The 22623-nt window shown below is 38.4% G+C and carries 15 protein-coding genes, 1 tRNA gene and 1 pseudogene; 15 read left to right on the top strand and 2 right to left on the bottom strand.

Annotation, left to right across the window (positions count from 1 at the left end; all coding sequences use genetic code 11):
* The 13 genes and pseudogenes from ACFINM_RS06480 to ACFINM_RS06420 all read left to right on the top strand — a co-directional run.
* Window positions 1-65: pseudogene (locus tag ACFINM_RS06480) on the top strand (elongation factor Tu); the annotation flags it as partial.
* Window positions 66-112: 47 nt separating this feature from the next.
* Window positions 113-188: transfer RNA gene (locus ACFINM_RS06475), tRNA-Trp, on the top strand.
* A 200-nt stretch (window positions 189-388) separates the two neighbouring features.
* On the top strand, window positions 389-601 hold the full coding sequence (gene secE / locus ACFINM_RS06470) for a preprotein translocase subunit SecE (RefSeq protein ID WP_273790652.1): 213 nt from the start codon (window positions 389-391) through the stop codon (window positions 599-601).
* A gap of 20 nt (window positions 602-621) precedes the next feature.
* Entirely contained in the window at window positions 622-1152 is a 531-nt protein-coding gene (gene nusG / locus ACFINM_RS06465; RefSeq protein ID WP_273790740.1) for a transcription termination/antitermination protein NusG, read from the top strand.
* Between the two features lie 150 nt (window positions 1153-1302).
* The gene (rplK, locus tag ACFINM_RS06460) at window positions 1303-1731 is read left to right on the top strand and encodes a 50S ribosomal protein L11 (RefSeq protein ID WP_273723157.1); all 429 of its coding nucleotides are present in this window, start codon (window positions 1303-1305) and stop codon (window positions 1729-1731) included.
* A gap of 4 nt (window positions 1732-1735) precedes the next feature.
* Window positions 1736-2440 (top strand): 50S ribosomal protein L1, encoded by a 705-nt coding sequence (rplA, locus tag ACFINM_RS06455; RefSeq protein ID WP_375640934.1) that lies wholly within the window; start codon window positions 1736-1738, stop codon window positions 2438-2440.
* 354 nt (window positions 2441-2794) lie between these two features.
* Window positions 2795-3313, top strand: a complete 519-nt coding sequence (gene rplJ, locus ACFINM_RS06450; protein ID WP_012755027.1) for a 50S ribosomal protein L10 — start codon at window positions 2795-2797, stop codon at window positions 3311-3313.
* A gap of 101 nt (window positions 3314-3414) precedes the next feature.
* Window positions 3415-3786, top strand: coding sequence for a 50S ribosomal protein L7/L12 (rplL, locus tag ACFINM_RS06445; protein ID WP_375620778.1), 372 nt, complete (start codon window positions 3415-3417; stop codon window positions 3784-3786).
* Between the two features lie 289 nt (window positions 3787-4075).
* Complete coding sequence (rpoB, locus tag ACFINM_RS06440) at window positions 4076-8224, top strand: DNA-directed RNA polymerase subunit beta (protein WP_375640933.1); 4149 nt, start codon at window positions 4076-4078, stop codon at window positions 8222-8224.
* A gap of 172 nt (window positions 8225-8396) precedes the next feature.
* Entirely contained in the window at window positions 8397-12608 is a 4212-nt protein-coding gene (rpoC, locus tag ACFINM_RS06435; protein ID WP_375613463.1) for a DNA-directed RNA polymerase subunit beta', read from the top strand.
* Window positions 12609-13332: 724 nt separating this feature from the next.
* Window positions 13333-13536, top strand: a complete 204-nt coding sequence (locus tag ACFINM_RS06430; RefSeq protein WP_375640932.1) for a hypothetical protein — start codon at window positions 13333-13335, stop codon at window positions 13534-13536.
* Window positions 13537-13741: 205 nt separating this feature from the next.
* Entirely contained in the window at window positions 13742-14431 is a 690-nt protein-coding gene (locus tag ACFINM_RS06425) for a nitroreductase (protein ID WP_375612167.1), read from the top strand.
* Window positions 14432-14771: 340 nt separating this feature from the next.
* Window positions 14772-16163 carry an L-serine ammonia-lyase gene (locus ACFINM_RS06420; RefSeq protein ID WP_375640931.1) on the top strand — a complete coding sequence of 464 codons (1392 nt, stop codon included), beginning with the start codon at window positions 14772-14774 and terminating at the stop codon, window positions 16161-16163.
* 1828 nt (window positions 16164-17991) lie between these two features.
* Here the strand turns inward: ACFINM_RS06420 and ACFINM_RS06415 are convergent.
* A complete protein-coding gene (locus ACFINM_RS06415) occupies window positions 17992-18270 on the bottom strand; it encodes a hypothetical protein (RefSeq protein WP_375640930.1) in 279 nt (92 codons plus the stop codon).
* Between the two features lie 32 nt (window positions 18271-18302).
* Window positions 18303-19652, bottom strand: a complete 1350-nt coding sequence (locus tag ACFINM_RS06410; RefSeq protein ID WP_375640929.1) for a D-alanyl-D-alanine carboxypeptidase — start codon at window positions 19650-19652, stop codon at window positions 18303-18305.
* Between the two features lie 234 nt (window positions 19653-19886).
* On the opposite strand from ACFINM_RS06410, the gene clpS reads away from it, so the two are divergent.
* Together clpS and clpA are read left to right on the top strand one after the other, a co-directional pair.
* Window positions 19887-20258, top strand: a complete 372-nt coding sequence (gene clpS, locus ACFINM_RS06405; RefSeq protein WP_375640928.1) for an ATP-dependent Clp protease adapter ClpS — start codon at window positions 19887-19889, stop codon at window positions 20256-20258.
* A gap of 6 nt (window positions 20259-20264) precedes the next feature.
* Window positions 20265-22616 (top strand): ATP-dependent Clp protease ATP-binding subunit ClpA, encoded by a 2352-nt coding sequence (gene clpA, locus ACFINM_RS06400; protein ID WP_375630043.1) that lies wholly within the window; start codon window positions 20265-20267, stop codon window positions 22614-22616.
* Window positions 22617-22623 lie beyond the last annotated feature (7 nt).

Here is a 22623-nt window from a genome sequence, read left to right as displayed (position 1 = left end):
GTTTTGCTATTCGTGAAGGTGGTCGTACTGTTGGTGCCGGTATCGTCTCTAAGATCATTGAATAAATAATGCTTGTTAAAGGGGTGTTAAAAGTGTTTTAGTTTTGAGAGTTAGGGGTATAGCTCAGTTGGTAGAGCGGCGGTCTCCAAAACCGCAGGTCGCGGGTTCAAGTCCTGCTGCCCCTGCCAAAGAGGGATTTTACATATAAGGGAGTGGATTTTGCTACCTTTTTCGCTTTTTTTGATATGGGGCTTGTTTTTTTGTGTGTGAAACGGTATTGAATAGAAAGTAAGGAAATTGCATAAGTCTGAAAGTTGGCTTTTGCATTTTTTTCCTGTTTATTTTGTTCTATAAAACACAATAGGACTAGAGAGAGTATAGTGTGACGATGGCATCTAAAACCAATCCGATTACCTTTTTGAAGCAGGTTTATGCAGAAACAATTAAAGTGAAATGGCCTACACGTCGTGAGACGGTTATTTCTACTATTATGGTTTTGTTGGTAACTGCATTGGCTTCAGCTTTCTTTTTTATTGTGGATCAGGTTATGCATTTTGGTGTTTGGCGGGTTATTGATCTTCTGAAATATCTTTTTAGTTGAGAATGTAAGGAAGTGTGACTGTGGCAGCTCGTTGGTATATTGTTCAGGCATATTCAAATTTTGAAAAGAAAGTAGCGGAAGCTATTGATAAGGAGGCAAAGCAAAAGGGACTTGATCATCTTTTTGAAAAGATTTTTGTTCCAACAGAGCGTGTTGTAGAGGTTCGTCGTGGACGCAAAGTTGATACTGAGCGAAAATTTTTTCCTGGTTATGTTCTTGTTCGTGCTGAGTTAACAGATGAAGTTTATCATCTTATTAAGAATACGCCTAAAGTGACAGGTTTTTTAGGGTCGGATGCGCGTCCTGTTCCTATTTCTGATCGAGAGGTTGAACAAATTCTCAAACAAGTTCAGGAAAGGGTTGAGTCTCCAAAGTCCTCTGTATTGTTTGAGGTTGGAGAGCAAGTTCGCGTTGCTGATGGTCCTTTTGTTTCGTTTAATGGAATTGTTCAAGAGGTTGAAGAAGAGCGCTCTCGTCTTAAGGTTGAAGTGCTTATTTTTGGGCGTCCTACGCCTGTTGATTTGGAATTTGGTCAGGTTGAAAAACTCTGATTAAACTTAGAGTAGTTTTAATTACTTTAAGGAAGGAGTGGGAGGTGATTTATAGCTTTTGTCGGCTTAATGATCCGAACCACGTGACTGCAAGCGGGTAACGGGCAAGATGAATTGTCAGTATACCAGTGAAATTAAAGGCAGATTGTTATGGCAAAAAAAAGTATAGGTCAGCTTAAGTTGCAGGTCCCTGCAGGAGCTGCTACTCCATCTCCACCAATTGGTCCAGCTCTTGGGCAGCGTGGTATTAATATCATGGAATTTTGTAAGGCGTTTAATGCAGCGACACAAGAAATGGAAAAGGGGGCACCGATTCCAGTTGTTATTACGTATTACCAAGATAAGTCTTTCACCTTTTCTCTCAAGACGCCTCCTGTATCATTCTTTTTAAAGAAGGAAGCAAACCTGAAATCTGGCTCAAAAGAGCCTGGTAAAGTGTCTGTAGGAAGCATTTCTCGCGATAAAATTCGTTCGATTGCGGAATCAAAGATGAAAGATCTTAATGCGAATGACATTGAGGCAGCAATGCGTATGGTTGAAGGTTCTGCTCGCTCGATGGGCTTGGAAGTGGTGGGCTAATATTATGGCAAAAGTAGCTAAAAGAATAAAAAATATCCGAAAAGATATTGATTTTAATGAACTTTACGCTTTAAAAGATGCCGTTTCAATGGTTAAGGAGCGTGCCGTTGCTAAGTTTGATGAAACAATCGAAATTTCAATGAACTTGGGTGTTGATCCTCGTCATGCTGATCAAATGGTTCGAGGCGTTGCTCATTTGCCTAATGGAACAGGGAGAAATATTCGTGTTGCCGTTTTTGCTCGTGGGGATAAGGCTGAGGAAGCTAAGTCGGCAGGAGCTGATATTGTGGGTGCCGAAGATTTATTTGAAAGCGTTAATAGAGGGACTATAGATTTTGATCGTTGTATTGCAACGCCAGACATGATGCCTCTTGTTGGTCGTCTTGGTAAGATTCTTGGTCCACGGAGTTTGATGCCGAATCCGAAAGTTGGTACTGTAACACTTGATGTCGCCGGTGCTGTCAAAGCTTCTAAAGGTGGTGCTGTTGAGTTTCGTGTGGAAAAAGCTGGTATTGTGCATGCTGGTATTGGTAAGGCTTCTTTTGGTGTTGAAAAAATCGTAGAAAATATAAAAGCCTTTGCAAGTGCAGTTATTAAAGCCAAACCGCAAGGTGCAAAAGGTGAGTATATTAAGCGCGTTGCTGTTTCGTCGACTATGGGAATTGGTGTTAAAGTTGATCCAGCAACGGTTCGTTCAGAGCTAGTATAAGCTGATTTATAATTTTGTTTTGGGGTATGGGAATATCAAAATTGTATTTAAAATGCTGATTTTGATCAGCTCGCTATCTAAGCTTTATAGGGCTTAGGTTGTACCGGGAGAAATTCCGGAATATCCTGTCCGAGATTGTAGGTGATGCTTTTAAGTATCTTAATCAAAAAAACCTGCATGAGACTGGGGTAAAAACTGAGAGTTAAAAGACTTAAAGGGTTTGAGCCAAGGTTGCCTTTGAACGCTGTGCGTAAAAAAGGGGACAGGATCCTCATCGGTGACATGAAGTATTTTATGTTATCAAAGGTAACCAACAGGTTTGTTTTAAGCAAATCTGTTAAATGGAGAGAGACAGTGAATAGAGCGGAAAAACGCGAATTTGTTACATGGCTTAACGAGGCTTTTCGGAAGTCTGGTTCTGTTGTTGTTGCACATTATTCCGGTCTGACAGTTTCACAGATGAATGATCTGCGTTCGAAAATGGGTGAAGCTGGCGGTGCCGTTAAGGTCGCCAAAAACCGTCTTGCTAAAATCGCTCTTCAGGGCACGGAATCTGAATCGATAGTGGGTTTGTTTACTGGACAAACACTTATTGCTTATTCAGAAGATCCAATCACAGCACCGAAAGTTGCTGTTGATTTTGCGAAAAGCAATGACAAATTTGTCATACTTGGCGGTTCAATGGGTGCAACAAGTTTAACTGTAGATGCTGTGAAGTCATTGGCTTCATTGCCTTCATTAAACGAGTTGCGTGCAAAACTTGTGGGTATGATTTCTACCCCTGCGACCCGTATTGCACAGGTTGTTAATGCCCCTGCTGGTCAGGTTGCACGTGTCATTGGAGCATATGCTCAGGAGGATAAGGCGGCTTAAGGCTGTTTGTATTCACGTTTATGGAAGAGCTTTAATGCTTTTCTGTTTTTTTGAATAAGATTTAATAATGGTTCAAATCTTTTAATTGAAGGAATTTAAAAATGGCTGATCTAGAGAAGATCGTAGAAGACCTTTCTAATCTAACCCTTTTGGAAGCCGCTGAGCTTTCTAAGTTACTTGAAGAAAAGTGGGGAGTTTCGGCTGCTGCTCCTGTAGCTGTAGCTGCTGTTACTGGTGCTGCTGCTCCAGCTGCTGAAGAAAAAACAGAATTTGATGTTATTCTTGTTGAAGGTGGCGCACAAAAAATTAATGTTATTAAGGAAGTTCGTGCTCTTACTGGACTTGGTCTTAAAGAAGCTAAAGATCTGGTTGAAGGTGCACCTAAGCCTATTAAAGAGGCTGCTTCTAAAGAAGAAGCAGAAAAAATTAAATCTCAACTTGAAGCTGCCGGTGCTAAGGTGGAACTTAAGTAAATTTAATTTTATCGGCGGGCATTTATGTTCGCCGATTTTCTTTCTCTTAATACAAAGAGGGAAAATAATGAGTAAAAAACTTTTCCCAATGGTTTCGTAACAGGAATGGGATAAGTTTGGATTACTTATCCCTTCATCATAGAGTCAAAGAGATAAATGGCTTATGTTGGTGGGGAAAGTTAATGATGCTCATTATTGAGTGTCAAGTGAACTGGTCTGCATATGCAGGTTAATGGTATAAGGCTTTCAAGGTTGGTCTACCTTGAAGAGTAAAGATCAAGGAGCGACGATGGCTCAGACTCACGCAATGATGTCTCAATTCAATGGTCGTAAGCGCGTACGGAAATTTTTTGGTAAGATTCCTGAAGTAGCAGAAATGCCGAATCTTATTGAGGTTCAAAAAGCCTCATACGATCAATTTCTCATGGTTGAGGAACCGAAAGGTGGGCGACCAGATGAAGGTTTGCAAGCTGTTTTTAAATCGGTTTTTCCTATTTCAGATTTTTCCGGTACAGCTATGCTTGAGTTTGTAGGTTATGAATTTGATTTACCAAAATTTGATGTTGAAGAGTGCCGTCAACGTGATTTAACTTATGCTGCCCCATTAAAGGTCATATTGCGTTTGATTGTTTTTGATGTTGATGAGGATACTGGCTCCAAAGATATCAAAGACATTAAAGAGCAAGGCGTTTATATGGGCGATATGCCTTTAATGACGACGAATGGTACCTTTATTGTTAATGGTACGGAGCGTGTTATTGTTTCTCAGATGCATCGTTCTCCTGGTGTCTTTTTTGACCATGATAAAGGAAAGTCCCATTCATCAGGAAAGTTTCTTTTTGCTGCTCGTGTTATTCCGTATCGTGGTTCTTGGCTTGATATTGAGTTTGATGCTAAGGACATCATTTATGCGCGTATTGATCGACGGCGCAAGATTCCTGTTACTAGTCTTTTGATGGCATTAGGTATGGATGCGTCGGATATTTTATCGACGTTTTATGATAAAGTGACTTATGAGCGTGATGGAGAAGGATGGCGAGTTCCTTATTCTGTGGATCGCTTTAAAGGAATGAAGCTCATTTCTGACCTTATAGATGCAGATAGTGGTGAAGTCGTTGCGGAGGCTGGTAAAAAATTAACAGTTCGTACTGCGAAGTCTTTGGTAGAAAAAGGACTTAAAGCGGTTAAAGTTAGTGAAGATGATTTATTAGGTTGTTATCTAGCCGAAGATATCGTCAATTACGAAACAGGTGAAATCTACCTTGAAGCTGGTGATGAAATTGACGAAAAAGTATTAAAAGTTCTGCTCGATGTTAGTGCTGATCAAGTCAATATTCTTGATATTGATCACATGAATATTGGCGCTTACATCCGCAATACTTTGAAGGTGGATAAAAATGAAAGTCGGCAGGATGCGTTATTTGATATTTACCGGGTGATGCGTCCAGGTGAACCTCCAACAATCGATACAGCAGAAGCAATGTTCCATTCATTGTTTTTTGATCCAGAGCGTTATGATCTTTCAGCTGTCGGGCGTGTTAAGATGAATTTACGTATGGATCTTGATTGTCCAGACACAGTTCGCATTTTACGCCAAGAGGATATTCTTGCTGTTGTTAAGATGTTGGTTGAATTGCGTGATGGACGTGGTGAAATTGATGATATTGATAATCTTGGCAACCGTCGCGTTCGTTCCGTCGGGGAGTTGATGGAAAATCAATATCGCATTGGTCTTCTTCGTATGGAGCGTGCGATAAAAGAGCGTATGTCATCGGTTGAAATTGATACAGTTATGCCACAGGATTTGATTAATGCAAAGCCTGCGGCAGCAGCAGTCCGTGAATTTTTTGGGTCTTCACAATTGTCGCAGTTTATGGATCAAACCAATCCATTGTCAGAAATTACCCATAAGCGCCGTCTTTCTGCTCTTGGTCCAGGTGGTTTGACACGTGAACGTGCGGGTTTTGAAGTTCGTGACGTACATCCTACGCATTATGGTCGTATTTGTCCTATTGAAACACCAGAAGGCCCCAACATTGGTCTGATTAACTCCTTAGCAACATTTGCGCGAGTTAACAAATATGGCTTTATTGAAAGTCCATATCGAAAAATTATTGATGGAAAAGTCACAAAAGAAGTTATTTATCTTTCAGCGATGGAAGAAGCAAAGCATTATGTCGCTCAGGCTAATTCTTCATTAGATAACGAAGGTCGTTTTATAGAAGAGTTTGTTGTTTGCCGTCATGCTGGTGAAGTTTTAATGGCGCCGCGTGATCATGTTGATTTGATGGATGTTTCACCAAAACAGTTGGTTTCAGTTGCAGCAGCGCTTATTCCTTTTTTGGAAAATGATGATGCGAATCGTGCGCTTATGGGATCGAACATGCAGCGTCAAGCAGTTCCTCTTGTACGCGCTGAAGCGCCATTTGTTGGGACGGGAATGGAATCTATTGTTGCGCGCGATTCAGGAGCTGCTGTGAGTGCAAAGCGTAGTGGTGTTGTTGATCAAGTCGATGCTACCCGTATTGTTATCCGTGCAACAGAAGATTTAGATCCTTCAAAATCAGGCGTTGATATTTACCGCTTACAGAAATTTCAGCGTTCTAATCAGTCCACTTGTATTAATCAGCGTCCTCTTGTACATGTCGGTGATAGGGTAGAGAAAGGTGATATCATTGCAGATGGTCCATCCACGGATCTTGGTGATTTGGCTCTTGGGCGGAATGTTCTCGTAGCCTTTATGCCTTGGAATGGATACAATTATGAAGATTCTATTTTGTTATCCGAGCGCATTGTTGCTGATGATGTGTTTACTTCAATTCATATTGAGGAATTTGAAGTTGCGGCACGCGATACAAAACTTGGACCTGAGGAAATTACGCGCGACATTCCTAATGTTGCGGAAGAAGCGTTAAGAAATCTTGATGAAGCTGGCATTATTTATATTGGTGCTGAAGTTCAACCAGGTGATATTTTAGTTGGAAAGATTACCCCGAAAGGTGAAAGTCCCATGACGCCGGAAGAAAAGCTTCTGCGTGCAATTTTTGGGGAAAAGGCATCCGATGTTCGTGATACTTCTATGCGTATGCCTCCTGGGACTTTTGGTACTGTTGTTGAAGTTCGCGTTTTTAATCGCCATGGTGTGGAAAAAGATGAACGTGCGATGGCAATTGAGCGTGAAGAAATTGAGCGTTTAGCAAAAGACCGTGATGATGAACAGTCTATTCTTGATCGCAATGTTTATGCGCGCCTCACCGATATGTTGACAGGTAAAGTTGCTGTAGAAGGTCCGAAAGGCTTTTCGGGTAGTAAAAAGCTTGATAGTACAGTAATGGGGCATTATCCACGATCCCAGTGGTGGCAATTTGCTGTTGAGGATGAAAAGCTTCAAAATGAAATTGAAGCTTTGCGCAAGCAATATGATGAATCAAAAGAAGCATTACAACGTCGCTTTATGGATAAGGTTGAAAAGGTCCAAAGAGGTGATGAAATGCCTCCTGGTGTCATGAAAATGGTGAAAGTTTTTGTGGCTGTGAAGCGCAAAATCCAACCAGGTGACAAGATGGCGGGACGTCACGGGAATAAGGGTGTTGTTTCACGTATTCTTCCCGTAGAAGATATGCCATTTCTCGAAGATGGGACCCATGCTGATATCGTCTTGAATCCGCTTGGTGTGCCTAGTCGTATGAATGTTGGACAAATTCTTGAAACGCATCTTGGTTGGGCATGTGCGGGGATGGGAAAGAAGATTGATGCTTTGTTAGAGTTATATCAAGAGACTGGGGATATATTGCCGTTGCGTCAGCGTATTGAAAATCTTATGCCTGATGATAATCATAATGAACCAGTTCGTCAGTATGATAATGAAAGCCTTTACAAATTGGCATTGCAGATGAAGAAAGGGGTTTCAATTGCAACGCCTGTTTTTGATGGAGCACATGAGTCTGATATTAACATGATGCTGGAAGACGCAGGCTTAGATAGTTCAGGGCAGGTTACGCTTTATGATGGTCGTACTGGGGAGCCTTTTGATCGCCCAGTAACGGTGGGATATATTTACATGTTGAAATTGCATCACCTTGTTGATGATAAGATTCATGCACGTTCTATTGGTCCCTATTCACTCGTTACGCAGCAGCCATTAGGAGGTAAGGCACAATTTGGTGGTCAGCGTTTTGGTGAAATGGAGGTTTGGGCACTTGAAGCTTATGGTGCTGCATACACTTTGCAGGAGATGCTAACAGTAAAATCAGATGATGTGGCTGGTCGAACAAAAGTCTATGAGGCAATTGTGCGTGGTGATGATACATTTGAGGCAGGTATACCCGAAAGCTTTAATGTGTTGGTAAAAGAAATGCGCTCACTTGCTCTTAATGTGGAGCTTGATGATGCGCGTGAACTTATTGCACAGCGGGCATTGTCTGATACGGCAGAATAATAATTCAAGGAGCGCACTAGAAAAAAGCTGCGCTCTTATTACTTTAAGAGGCTCAATAACCTTATTAAGGCTATACAGGTCATTTTTAAAAGTAAATGTATTTTAAAGAAGATCTGTTATAAAATAAATGAGATATTACAACAGGTTCTAAGAATCTTTGAAGGAGAACAGCATGAACCACGAGGTCATGAATCTTTTCAATCCTCAAGCGCCAGCGCAGACATTTGACTCTATTCGTATTTCTATTGCGAGTCCTGAGAAAATTTTGTCCTGGTCGTATGGTGAGATTAAGAAGCCTGAGACGATTAATTATCGGACTTTTAAACCAGAGCGTGATGGTCTTTTTTGTGCACGTATATTTGGCCCTATTAAGGACTATGAATGTCTATGTGGCAAATATAAACGCATGAAGTATAAGGGCATTATTTGTGAAAAATGTGGTGTAGAGGTTACTCTTTCGCGCGTACGTCGTGAGCGTATGGGGCATATTGAACTTGCGGCACCCGTTGCGCATATATGGTTTCTTAAATCATTACCAGGTCGTATTTCTACACTTTTAGATTTAACTTTAAAAGATATTGAACGGGTTCTTTATTTTGAGAATTATATTGTAACCGAACCAGGGTTAACATCTCTTAAGCTCCATCAGCTTCTTTCTGAAGAAGAATATATGCTTGCTATTGATGAATTTGGAGAAGATCAGTTTACAGCTATGATTGGCGCTGAAGCTATTTACGAGCTTTTAGCTAGTATGGAGTTAGATAAAATCGCTAATGATTTGCGTCTTGAATTAGCTGAAACAACTTCAGAGTTAAAGCAGAAAAAATTGATTAAACGACTTAAAATCGTTGAAAATTTTCTTGAATCTGGAAATAAGCCAGAGTGGATGATTATGAAAACAATTCCGGTTATTCCACCGGATTTGCGTCCATTGGTTCCGCTTGATGGTGGGCGTTTTGCGACATCAGATCTGAATGATCTTTATCGGCGTGTTATTAATCGTAATAACCGCTTGAAGCGGCTGATTGAATTGCGAGCTCCTGGAATTATCGTACGCAATGAAAAGCGTATGGTACAAGAAGCTGTTGATGCATTGTTTGATAATGGACGGCGTGGGCGTGTGATTACTGGAGCCAATAAACGTCCTCTTAAGTCTTTATCAGATATGTTGAAGGGCAAGCAAGGACGTTTTCGTCAGAACTTACTTGGGAAGCGTGTTGATTACTCGGGGCGTTCTGTTATCGTGACGGGTCCTGAATTAAAATTGCATCAATGTGGTCTTCCCAAAAAAATGGCTCTTGAATTATTTAAGCCTTTTATTTATGCGCGGCTTGATGCAAAAGGCTATTCATCAACGGTAAAGCAGGCAAAGAAGCTTGTTGAAAAAGAACATCCAGAAGTTTGGGATATCTTGGATGAGGTTATTCGTGAACACCCTGTTTTACTCAACCGCGCGCCAACATTGCACCGTTTGGGGATTCAGGCTTTTGAACCTATCTTAATTGAAGGCAAAGCTATTCAACTTCATCCACTGGTGTGTACTGCTTTTAATGCAGATTTTGATGGTGATCAGATGGCGGTTCACGTGCCGCTTTCTCTTGAAGCACAGCTTGAAGCCCGTGTTTTGATGATGTCCACCAATAATATTCTTCATCCGGCAAATGGTGCTCCCATTATTGTTCCCTCACAGGATATGGTTCTTGGTCTTTATTATCTTTCAATTGTTTCTGAAAAAGAACCAGGTGAAGGAATGGCCTTTTCTGATATAGGTGAGCTTCATTATGCCTTGGAAAATAAGGTTATAACGCTTCATACGAAGATTAAAGGCCGTGTTAAGAATATGGGGAAGGATGGAAAAGAAGTCTCTAAACTTTATGATACGACACCTGGTCGTTTGATTATCGGTGAGCTTTTGCCAAAAAGTGCGGATATCTCATTTGATATTGTCAATCAAGAGATGACGAAAAAGAACATTTCTAAAATGATTGATCATGTTTATCGGCACTGTGGACAAAAAGAGACGGTTATTTTTTGTGACCGTATTATGCAGCTTGGCTTTTCTTATGCTTGTCGTGCAGGAATTTCATTCGGTAAGGACGATATGGTTATTCCTGATAGTAAGTCGCGTTTAGTCGCAGAAACAGAAGCTTTGGCTAAGGAGTACGAACAGCAATATAATGATGGTTTGATTACACAAGGTGAAAAATACAATAAGGTTGTAGATGCTTGGGGTAAATGTACAGATCGCGTCGCAGATGAAATGATGAAACGTATTCAAGCTGTCGATTTTGATCCTAAAACAGGTCGTCAACGGCCGATGAATTCTATCTATATGATGTCGCACTCTGGTGCTCGTGGTTCTGCTAACCAGATGAGACAATTGGCCGGTATGCGTGGATTAATGGCAAAACCATCGGGTGAAATTATTGAAACACCCATTATTTCAAATTTTAAAGAAGGTCTAACTGTTAATGAATACTTCAATTCCACGCATGGTGCACGTAAAGGACTTGCTGATACTGCGTTAAAGACGGCGAACTCTGGTTATTTAACACGGCGTCTTGTTGATGTTGCACAGGATGCTATTATTTCAGCAGTTGATTGTGGTACCGCAAAAGGGCTTACCATGCAGCCGATTGTTGATGCAGGACAAATTGTTGCCTCCCTTGGGCAAAGAATTCTTGGTCGTACAGCGCTTGTTGATATTCTACATCCTGTCTCTGGAGAGGTTATCCTTGAAGGTGGAGCAATGATTGAGGAAGCTGATGTCGCGAAGATTGAAGCAGCTGGGATTCAATCTGTTCAAATTCGTTCTGCATTAACATGTGAAACACGTCTTGGTGTTTGTGCAAAATGCTATGGTCGTGATTTGGCGCGTGGAACACCTGTTAATCAGGGAGAAGCCGTTGGTGTTATTGCTGCTCAATCCATTGGTGAGCCGGGAACACAGCTTACTATGCGTACTTTCCACTTAGGAGGAACTGCGCAGGTTGTTGATTCATCGTATTTAGAGGCATCTTATGAAGGTAAGGTGGAGATTCGTAATCGTAATGTAGTTCGTAACTCTGAAGGCCATTTGGTTGTTATGGGGCGTAATATGGCTATCCTTATCAAGGATGAGTTAGGAAAAGAGCGCGTTGTACATCGTGTTAGCTATGGTGCTCATATTTTTGTTGATGATGGTGATGTGGTTAAACGTGGCCAACGTATAGCAGAATGGGATCCTTATACACGTCCAATTTTAACGGAAGTTGAAGGCTATGTGGGTTTTGAAGATATGATTGATGGTTTATCTGTCACTGAAACAGCTGATGAATCTACGGGTATTACGAAGCGTTTGGTGATTGATTGGCGCGCTAATCCACGTGGTGCGGATCTTAAACCAGCTATTATTATTCACACGGATAAAGAAGGTGAATCCATTGCTAAATTGTATAAGGGAGGTGAAGCCCGTTATATGATGTCAGTGGAAACTATTCTTTCTGTTGAGCTTGGTGCTCATGTTAAGGCTGGTGATGTTATTGCTCGTTTGCCAATGGAAAGTGCCAAGACGAAAGATATTACGGGTGGTCTTCCTCGTGTGGCTGAGCTTTTTGAAGCGCGTCGTCCAAAGGATCATGCGATTATTGCTGAAGTTAGTGGTACAATTCGATTTGGCCGTGGTTATAAGAATAAACGTCGTATCATTATTGAACCAAATGATGAAACTCTTGAGGCAGTAGAATACTTGATTCCAAAAGGTAAGTTGTTCCACTTCCAAGAAGGCGATCAAATTGAAAAGGGAGATTATATCCTTGATGGTAATCCAGCACCTCATGACATCTTGGCGATTAAGGGGGTTGAAGCTTTGGCATCTTATCTTGTTAATGAGATTCAGGAGGTTTATCGTTTGCAGGGAGTTCTTATTAATGATAAGCACATTGAAGTGATTGTTCGTCAAATGTTGCAAAAAGTTGAAATTACTGAATCTGGAGATTCTGGTTATATTCCAGGTGATAATGTTGATCGTATTGAACTTGATGAAATCAATGATAATTTGATTGCAGAAGGTAAGAAACCTGCATCTGGTAATCCCATTCTTCTTGGAATTACAAAAGCTTCTCTTCAAACGCCTTCTTTCATTTCGGCGGCATCGTTTCAGGAAACAACACGTGTTCTTACTGAAGCAGCAGTTTCTGGTAAAATTGATACTTTGCAAGGACTTAAAGAGAACGTTATTGTCGGTCGTCTTATTCCAGCAGGTACGGGTGGTACAATTTCTCAAATCCGTCGTATTGCTGCAGTTCGTGATGATTTGATTGTAGATGAGCAGCGTAAGTCTAGTAATAACGAAGTGGCTAAGGCTATGTTGACAAATATGACAACTGGGGCCGTTGCTGAATAATTTAAATACAACATCACATAATAAAAAACGTCTGAATAGAACGTTCAGACGTTTTTTTATTTCGAAATACAGAAGTTGTATATTTTCTTGAAAAATATCAAAAATTATAAGGCGATAGTTATTTTAAACATCTTTAGTAGCTTATTGTTTTGTAATGATGCTTATCTTTTTTGTTACTTTATTTTAAAGTTTCTTAATTTCTAAAAGCAGTATAGAAAGTTTTTTCCCAAATATGTGAAACTCAAAAATCATATTCAAGGAAAAGAGTTGATTATCTACAAATCAAATAATGATTGATTTTGAATTTGAGGAAATTTTTTGATTGATATCTTCTATAAAGCTTTAAAAAGACTTATAATGAAAGATCAATAGTCTTTTCTGTAATCTAAAAAATAATTGATTCTCTACTATACAATGCTTGTACGATAAAATGTATTTTCTTATAAATTAGAATGCAGGAAAGTAGAGATTGGGGTGTTTATTAAGTTATATAAAAAATAGACATATTTCTTATAACAATGTGATCTATGCAGACAGAATAATAAAATGTACGAATATTATTCAATTGGAAAATTAACACGTGAGTTTTCAATAATAGCTCGAACTTTGCTATGAAGAAGAGGGACTTCTTATCCCTTTTCGGTGTGGAAGTACACGGATTTATACATAAACGGATCGTCATAAGTTAAAACAAATCCTGTATGCTAACAGAGTAAAATTTTCGTTGTCTGAAATATCTGATATGTTGACAATGGTTGGAAAACCACCTGATGATGAGAAAAAGCTTAAGAAATTAATTGCAGGAATTCATAAAAAACGAACTGATTTAAAGCAGATGCAGCATGATGTTGATGATCTTCTACAGGATTTAGAACGAATTGAAGAGAGTTCTTTTGAGAGCTTCGCGGAGTTGGGGGGTAGTCATTGATTATAAATTTATTTTGTCTTCTTTTAGACTAATTTCTTTCTCTTAAAAGAGATAGATTATACCGTCTCTAAGGGGAATATTTACCACTGCGTGAAATGTGTAAGTCATTTAAAGAAATAGAGTGTTTGAAAAAGCTGCAAAGGTATTTTCGCAGTATATTATTCTTGATAAGAAAAAACTATTTTTCATAAAGAAAGTAAAAACAATGACAGTTTCTCCTATGAGTGTTTTTCAATCTATTTTGTCACGAAAGTCAATTCGCGCTTTTACTGATCAGCCAGTTAGTTTGGAAACAATCAAAGAAATCTTAAAACTTGCAGCACGTGCACCATCTGGAACAAATATTCAGCCGTGGCAAGTAATTGTGCTTACAGGAAGTGTATTACAGAAAGTAGGGCAAGAGCTTTCACAACTTGTGCTTTCAGGTGTAAAAGGAGAGCGTGAATATAGTTATTATCCACGTCAGTGGCGTGAGCCTTATATTTCAAGGCGTCGAAAAGTTGGTTTGGATCTTTATCAGAGTCTTGGAATTCAAAAAGGTGATGAAGAAAAAATACTTCATCAAAAGGCGCGAAATTTTTTATTTTTTGATGCACCTGTAGGACTCTTATTTACAATGGATCACGACATGGAAATGGGGAGTTGGCTTGATTTGGGTATGTTTATGCAGACCATTATGTTAGCTGCACGTGGATTTGGATTAGATACCTGTCCTCAAGCTGCTTTTGCTGATTATCATAAACAGATTCGTACGCTTTTATCTATTCCTTCTGATCGCCATATTATCTGTGGTATGGCACTTGGTTATCGCGATATGAGTGCTCCAGAAAACAATTTTGAGACAGAACGAGAATCGTTAGAAAAATTTGTACGTTTCATTGAAACATACCCATAAAATATTTTATACAATTAAGCATATGTTTTGAAGAACTTAGTGCATTATGAAAAATATTTCCGATAAGATTTCTCATCCTTATTGAATTTTAATATTGCATATTAACACTTATTTTACTACGTTTGGAACATTGGGAGTAGTGACTCTAGGGGCATTGTCCGTTTTAAAGGTTGGCTAATGGAAAACACTATAGAAAGAAAGTGTTGGGTGGTAGCAAGACGAGCGACATTCGTGTTTATTGTTGTCATTTTTTTAGTTTATCTCGCAATTTGATTTTAAACGGAAGAAACGTTATGAAAAAGCATATATGCTCAAGCTGTACTATAGTTTAAGGTGATACGTGTTTCTATCTGTTTTTGAACTTTTTAAAATTGGGATTGGTCCTTCTAGCTCACATACGATGGGACCAATGACTGCTGCTAATATGTTTTTGCAAAAGATAGGAGATTTTTCTCAGTCGTCTGATGTTCAAGTTTCTCGTATACGTGTTTATCTTTATGGTTCTTTAGCTTTCACGGGTATTGGTCATGCAACAGATAGAGCTATCATATTAGGACTTTTAGGAGAAAAAGCTTCTACTGTTGATCCTGATAGCATGGGGTTTTTGTTAAAAAAAGTTATACGTGAAAAAAAAGTGCAACCAGAAGGTCATCCCGCTTATCAGTTTGATGTGCAACGTGATCTTATTTTTGAACGAAAGCAAATCCTCCCTGGACATACAAATGGACTAGCCTTTGAAGGACTTGATACTGATGGGAATGTTCTGTTGCGGCAGATTTATTATTCTATCGGTGGTGGCTTTGTTGTGACTGAGGATGAATTAAGCCATATGAATGATAATATACAACCAGAAGCATTTGAGGTACCATATCCATTCGATTCTGCTTGTACAATGTTATCAATGGCAGAAAAATCAGGACTTTCAATTGCTGAAATGAAGCGCTTAAATGAAGAAACAAAGATAGAGCGTTCTTCTCTTGATGTAGGGCTTGATGAAATTTTTTCAGCGATGACAAATTGCATTGATAGAGGTCTTTCACAAGAAGGTGAGTTGCCTGGTGGATTGCGTGTTCTAAGGCGCGCTAAAAAGCTGCATGAAACGCTTTTGGAAAAACAAAAGAAAAATTACAATTATCCACTTTGGGCAAATGATTGGCTTTCGGTGTATGCTATAGCAGTCAATGAGGAAAATGCAGCAGGTGGTCGTGTTGTTACAGCACCAACAAATGGAGCAGCCGGTGTCGTCCCAGCCGTTTTGCGTTATTATCTTCAGTTTAATGATGATTCAGATCGAGAGGGAATACATAATTTTCTATTAACGGCAGCAGCTATAGGCGGTGTTATCAAACATAATGCCTCTATTTCTGGTGCAGAAGTTGGGTGTCAAGGTGAAGTTGGAACGGCATCTTCAATGGCCGCAGCAGGGTTGACTGCAGCGTTAGGTGGAACACCAGCTCAAATTGAAAATGCGGCAGAAATTGCGCTTGAACATCACTTGGGAATGACATGTGATCCTGTTGCAGGTCTTGTACAAGTGCCTTGTATTGAGCGTAATGCAATGGGAGCTGTTAAGGCGGTAACGGCTTCTTCTCTTGCATTATATGGTAATGGAGATCATTTTGTTTCTCTTGATGCTTGTATAGAAACAATGCGCCAGACTGGTCATGATATGAGTGAACGCTATAAAGAGACAAGTAAAGGTGGTCTTGCAGTCAATGCGATATCTTGTTAAGAGCTGGAACATTTTTCAATCCATAACTGGACTTTTTGGAGAGAGATCGTATTTCCTAATAAAGCTTATGTTTTTTGTTCCTTATAAATCAAAATTCCACTTTAATGCAGCAGTAGTTTGAAATAAATCTGAGATGATTCAGTGTTTTCTTAACGAATAATAGCTTTTTCATGCAAGCTTGGAGGGGAGAGTGTTCTACATCTGTTTGATTTGTCTCTAAAATAGGAAAAAAGTTTAATTTGGAAAAAATAAGAAAGCGTAAAGTAAAATTAGTGATCAATCTGCCATTATTTTTAGCTGGGTTTTATGGCTTTAAAAAGTTTCCATAGCCATATATCTTTTAAGTAATGGAAGATTATGCCTGAGTATCCAAGGAAAATTTGTTTTAAGTCTGAATAATTATGATGAAGAAAGTAGAATTTTAAAGGTTTTAATTTTTTAAAAGTGAAGTTTTTTTCTACCTAGTATGGTAAAAATGCCTTGAAAAAAACACTAATTTACAATAATTAAGAGATATATCGGAAATATCTTTTTTATTTATAAATTTTGTACCGACAAAAAAATTAAAATAAATAATAACGTATACATTAAGAAATATTTATAAAAATTCTCATGAGAATAGAATGCACACGATAGAACATTATCGTGTGACACGTTCGTGAGTTCGTTTTAAAAAAATGTCTCACAACGCTCCCAAGCTCATTTCGCGATGGCACCTGTGAATGATATAACGGTAAATCCATTGAGCTGTCTCCATCTTTATGCTTAATAAAAAGAAGTACGCTGGCATGGTTACGCACTTTGCCAGCCCCCCCCTCTGTACAGGGGAACTAAAGCACTTGGCATTTGAAACGGTTCATTATAGGCATTTTTAGTCTTTTTGGTACAGTTTCACGCTACACACTAATCTCGCTCATAACATGCAAGAGACGGTTTTGATTGATTCAACATAAACAGATTTTAAATGAGAGAATCTTACGATATTCGAGATTCTCATCTAACATACAAAATAATTAATTATCTTTATAAATCAGTATCTTGCATATGAATAATATAATGTAAGTTTTCCATGAATGGTATAAAAGCTATAGAGTATTAGCATCTTTATTTATAAAGGGAGAAAACCAGCACTATCATCCTTTTTTTCAACTTTCAATGTTACAAAAGATCCTAGTACTTGAAATGATTCATAAGGGATATTTTGATTCCTTTTTTAAATGGTTTATATGCTAATTTTGCTTGTGATGAGCAAGCGAGCGATTTTGACTGATTCAAGATAAGAAGTAAAATAAGATTATTTTACGAAAATCTCTTGTTCAATATGCAAAAAATAAATTATAATTATAAATTAAAATCTTATGGAAATCGTTATCATAATATTTAATCTGATAATTTGTTTACGTTTTTTTATCGATAGTATTTGTATTTTCCAATTTGCTGTGCCTGTTGACATAAATACAAGTAAGAGGAGTGAGATTGTTTTTTTTTACAGCGTTTATGTTGTATAGGGAGCGTTATTAAGAGGGATTTTCTTTATTGAACTTTTACAATAATCCCATCAAATGATAAGCTTTCATCTAATGAAGCTATTCATTTTTTCCAGAAAGATATCAAGGATAATTTTTTATATTAAATCCAAAAGTGGAAAAATATTGGGTATTTTTATGTCCTTAACAATGTTTTTATTGAAAGCTTGGAGATATTGGATAGTTGGAAAAGCCGTCAGAAAATTCAACAATTTAAGAAAAAAGTATGTTTATCAAAAGGTTTTCTAAGGCTGTAGATAATGGTTAATAATAAAATAATTTTTTAGAGAGGGTCTGTAGAATTAAATATTTGTTGCTCCTAAACGGATTTTAATAGGCACATTACCAGTTTGGCTCGCAACACGTAAATGAATGCGTACAGGAGGCATTATGAGACGACGGTTGCGCATTGTTTGGCAAATGAGAAGGTTAACAAGAGACTGTGTATCTAATGCAGTCGGATTATATTTTAAACCAGTAAGTTTTGCGGCAGCATCGTGAAGAGAACGCAATGAAAGGAGGGATGATTGCTTCAATAAAACTTCTTTTTTATGGAATGAAGCAAAAGCATTATCTGTCATAATACTATCCTTAATGCAGAATTCAAAAACTTTTAGTAGGCTACAGTATAGCAGTTAAAATTTGCTTTCTTTAATGTAGAACAAGCATCAAATGCAGCTTTTTTTGATTGAAACCCTGTAAAGCGCGCTCGGTAATAACGCTGCCCATTTTTTTCAAACAGTTGCATGTGTGAAGATGCGTGCTTTAAAGTGGAAAAAGCTGTATTTTTTGCTTTTAAAAGTAGAGTTTTTGCTTGTTCTTCACTAGGAAGAGAACCAATTTGGATAGCCCATCCGGCATTTTCGGATAAAGAGGCTGTTACAATTTTATGAGTCTCAACCGGTGTAGTTTTTTGAGGGTTCGGTATTGGTATAATTACCTTATTGACAGCCGTTATTGCGATATTGGAGTTTTTAGGTTGTTCTGCAAATGCTGTCAACATAGTCGAAATTTCATCGTCAAAATTACTTGAATCATCTTTAATGGTCGGTATAGGAGTATTGGCGCCAGTGGGTAAGTGATAGCGTACAGAAGCTATTAAACGTTCACCACTTTTCATTTGGCTTGCTTTGGGCAAATATTGATTCAATAAGCTAGCCATATGCTCGTCACGTGCAGTAGATGATTTACCTCCCATAACAACAGCGACAATAGAGCGCCCCTCAAGACGCATCGAAGTTGCTAAATTAGAACCTGACATTTGTGTGTAGCCTGTTTTAATTCCATCGACACCTTTCATTATTTTAACAAGTTTATTGTGGCTATTAATTTTATGTCCACGAAAATTAAAACTTTTTGTTTTGAACAATTTATATTGTTTGGGAAAATGTTTACGTAAAGCTAATGACAAAGTCGCTATATCTCGTGCTGTAGAATAATTGTGCATATCCGGAAGTCCTGAAGCATTTGCAAAATGTGTATGTTTCATGCCAAGTTTACGAGCTTTTACTGTCATCATTTGAGCGAATTTTTTTTCACTACCTCCAAGATATTCTGCAATGGCAGCAGCAACATCATTTGCGGATCTTGTAATGAGCGCTTTAGCTGCTGCTTCAGCAGAAATTGTTTGGCCTGCTTTAAACCCAATTTTTGTCGGTGGACGCATTGCTGCATAATGAGAAACAGGAATTGGTGTATTTGGTGTCACACGACGCATCTGCATAGCTTCAAAGAGTAAGTACAATGTCATCATTTTTGTTAAAGAAGCAGGATAACGTTTCAGTGTTGCATTGGCTTGAAATAAAGTTTTTCCCGTAGTAGCATCTATAACAATAGCCGCATACTTATCAGGATAGGCGCCTTGAGGTGTGGCGGATGCCCAACAGTAAGAAAAAGCTAACATAACAAAAGAAATTGCTATTGTTTTACAGTAGCGCATAATTTTTTGATAATTAATATACACTTGCAGTATCCTATTTCTCCATTTATCCTAAAAAACTTCTATAAAGCTTCCTTTTCTGTAATTTATTGATGCAGTTTAGACGAATGGTATTACTAATTTGTTTACAGAAGTTATTTTATGAGTGAGTGATTGAAGTCTAACCATAGAGGGAAAATTTTTTCTAATACAAACAGGTATTGCAATAGTTATGAAAGAATTTAAAATTAATAAAAATGTGCTGCATGGAAAACGATAATGGGACAGATGCTCATAATAAACTCTATAGCTCATATTATGCATAATGAAAAGGGCAAGAATTGGGATGAAGGTAGGCATGGTGCGGTTATAATGCCTAAGGCTAGAGAAAAACTCGAAAAACCTAAATTATGTCGAGTTTTTTTGCTTAATGATGATTACACACCTATGGATTTTGTTGTTTTCGTTTTGAAGAACTTTTTTAAAAAAAGTTTCGAAGAGGCAACGCGGATAATGTTAGATGTTCATCACAATGGGATAGGAGAATGTGGGACTTACACTTATGAAGTCGCTGAAATGAAAATATTACAAGTGAGGGAATGTGCGCGTCAAAATGAACATCCGTTACAATGTGTAATGGAAGGGAAGTGAGGAGCTATGCCATCTTTTACACCTAGTCTTGAAGAGGTTTTGCATCGTGCATTAACAATTGCTACTCAAGCACGGCATGAATATGCAACACTAGAGCATCTTCTACTTGCGCTGTTAGATGATGCCGATGCAAATTCCGTTATTCAGGCTTGCCAAGTAGATGTGGAGGAATTGCGAGAGCGCTTAACCAATTATCTTCGCTCAGAGTTAGATGAACAGATTAGAGCTGATGAGGATACAAAGCCTACAGCTTTTTTCCAGCGTGTTATCCAACGTGCGGTGATTCATGCACAATCAGCTGGAAAAGATGAAGTATCGGGGGCAAATGTTCTTGTTGCAATTTTTTCTGAACGTGAAAGCCATGCAGCATATTTTCTTCAAGAGATGGGAATGACACGCTACGATGCTGTACGTTTTATTTCACAGGGTGTCACGCGTGATGATGGGTTATCCATGTTACTTGAAGGACTTGAAGAGCAATTAGATCAGCAGATTTCGGATAATGGTGAAAGAGGAACAAGTGCTTTAACGAATTATTGTGTTGATCTCAATTGTAAAGCACGTAATGGAAAAATTGATTTATTAATTGGCCGTGAAATAGAAATTTCACGCATGATACAGATTTTATGTCGAAGGTCAAAAAACAATCCGCTTTTGGTTGGTGATCCTGGAGTAGGGAAAACAGCTATAATTGAGGGGTTGGCAAAGCGTATTGTTGATGGGCAAGTGCCTGAAGTTTTATCAAATGCAACAATATTTTCTCTTGATATGGGGGGACTTGTTGCAGGTACACGTTATCGCGGTGATTTTGAAGAACGCTTAAAGCAAGTTATTAAAGAGTTTGAGCTGTATCCAGATGCTATTTTATTTATTGATGAAATTCATACCTTAATTGGAGCAGGAGCGACATTAGGGGGAAATATGGATGCAGCAAATCTTTTGAAACCTGTGTTATCTTCTGGAACTATGCGATGTATTGGTTCGACGACTTACAGAGAATATCGCAAATTCTTTGAACAAGATCGTGCTTTAGAGCGTCGTTTTCAGAAGATTGATATTAATGAACCTTCTGTTACAGATGCGATTAAGATTTTGCAGGGGATGAAGCCTTACTTTGAAGATTTTCATCAGATTAAATATACAGATCAGGCGATGAAGGCATCTGTAGAATTATCTTCACGTTATATAATTGACCGTAGGTTACCTGACAAAGCAATTGATATTATTGATGAAAGTGGCGCAGCGCAAAAGCTTTTGCCACAAAAACAACGCAAGAAGAGTATAGGTGTTAAAGAAATTGAAGCGACTGTTGCTACAATTGCAAGAATTCCACCAAAAACAGTTTCTCGGAATGATCAGAAGATACTGAGTAAGCTTGAAAGAGAACTCAAACATGTTGTTTATGGTCAAGATCAGGCAATTTCCGTCTTAGTTTCATCCATAAAATTGGCGCGAGCAGGTTTACGCGAACCGGATAAACCAATAGGAAGTTATTTATTTTCAGGACCAACAGGTGTAGGAAAAACTGAAGTTGCAAAACAGCTTGCATCATCTTTAGGTATTGAATTATTGCGTTTTGATATGTCAGAATATATGGAACGGCATACGGTAGCACGTTTAATCGGAGCACCTCCAGGTTATATAGGGTTTGATCAAGGAGGTCTCCTTACAGATGCAGTTGATCAGAAACCTCACGCAGTTCTATTGCTAGATGAGATTGAGAAAGCGCATCCAGAGTTATTTAATATTTTATTGCAGGTAATGGATTATGGTAGATTAACAGACCATAATGGTAAGAAAATTGATTTCCGCAATGTTATTTTGATTATGACAACCAATGCTGGTGCTTCAGATATGGCAAAATCAGCTATTGGATTTGGGAAAGTACATCGTGATGGTGAGGATATAGAAGCAATCAATCGGTTATTTACACCAGAATTTCGTAATCGGTTAGATGCAATTATTCCGTTTGCACCTTTATCTCATTTAATCATCAATCAGATAGTGCAAAAATTTATTTTTCAGCTTGAAGCACAATTAGCTGATCGGGGAATTTGTTTTGAATTAAGCCCTTCTGCAACTTTATGGCTTTCTAATAAAGGATATGATTCTCAGATGGGAGCACGCCCATTAGGGCGTGTTATACAAGAATATATTAAAAAGCCATTAGCTGATGAAATTTTATTTGGAAAGTTACGCAATGGTGGGACCGTTCGCGTATTGACACAAAAATCAAATGGTAAAAAAGAAAGCTTACAGTTAGAAATTTCATCTTCCGATATATCTGTAAGTTCAAAGAAAAGTAAAATGGAAAACTTTACAAAAAAACGTGTAGGAAAAAAAAGTACAACAACTTAAGAGTGTG

The sequence above is a fragment of the Bartonella sp. AA168HLJHH genome, assembly GCF_042197365.1.
Taxonomy (GTDB): Bacteria; Pseudomonadota; Alphaproteobacteria; order Rhizobiales; family Rhizobiaceae; genus Bartonella.
Note: the sequence above shows the minus strand (reverse complement) of the source record. Positions and strands in the feature narration are given on the sequence as shown.

Bases quoted from the DNA above. Each gene is read 5' to 3' on its own strand.
- clpA (WP_375630043.1), top strand. From the start codon at position 20,265: ATGCCATCTTTTACACCTAGTCTTGAAGAGGTTTTGCATCGTGCATTA.
- ACFINM_RS06425 (WP_375612167.1), top strand. From the start codon at position 13,742: ATGACAGTTTCTCCTATGAGTGTTTTTCAATCTATTTTGTCACGAAAG.
- clpS (WP_375640928.1), top strand. From the start codon at position 19,887: ATGGGACAGATGCTCATAATAAACTCTATAGCTCATATTATGCATAAT.
- rpoB (WP_375640933.1), top strand. From the start codon at position 4,076: ATGGCTCAGACTCACGCAATGATGTCTCAATTCAATGGTCGTAAGCGC.
- rplK (WP_273723157.1), top strand. From the start codon at position 1,303: ATGGCAAAAAAAAGTATAGGTCAGCTTAAGTTGCAGGTCCCTGCAGGA.
- secE (WP_273790652.1), top strand. From the start codon at position 389: ATGGCATCTAAAACCAATCCGATTACCTTTTTGAAGCAGGTTTATGCA.
- rplA (WP_375640934.1), top strand. From the start codon at position 1,736: ATGGCAAAAGTAGCTAAAAGAATAAAAAATATCCGAAAAGATATTGAT.
- rpoC (WP_375613463.1), top strand. From the start codon at position 8,397: ATGAACCACGAGGTCATGAATCTTTTCAATCCTCAAGCGCCAGCGCAG.
- ACFINM_RS06415 (WP_375640930.1), bottom strand. From the start codon at position 18,270: ATGACAGATAATGCTTTTGCTTCATTCCATAAAAAAGAAGTTTTATTG.
- rplL (WP_375620778.1), top strand. From the start codon at position 3,415: ATGGCTGATCTAGAGAAGATCGTAGAAGACCTTTCTAATCTAACCCTT.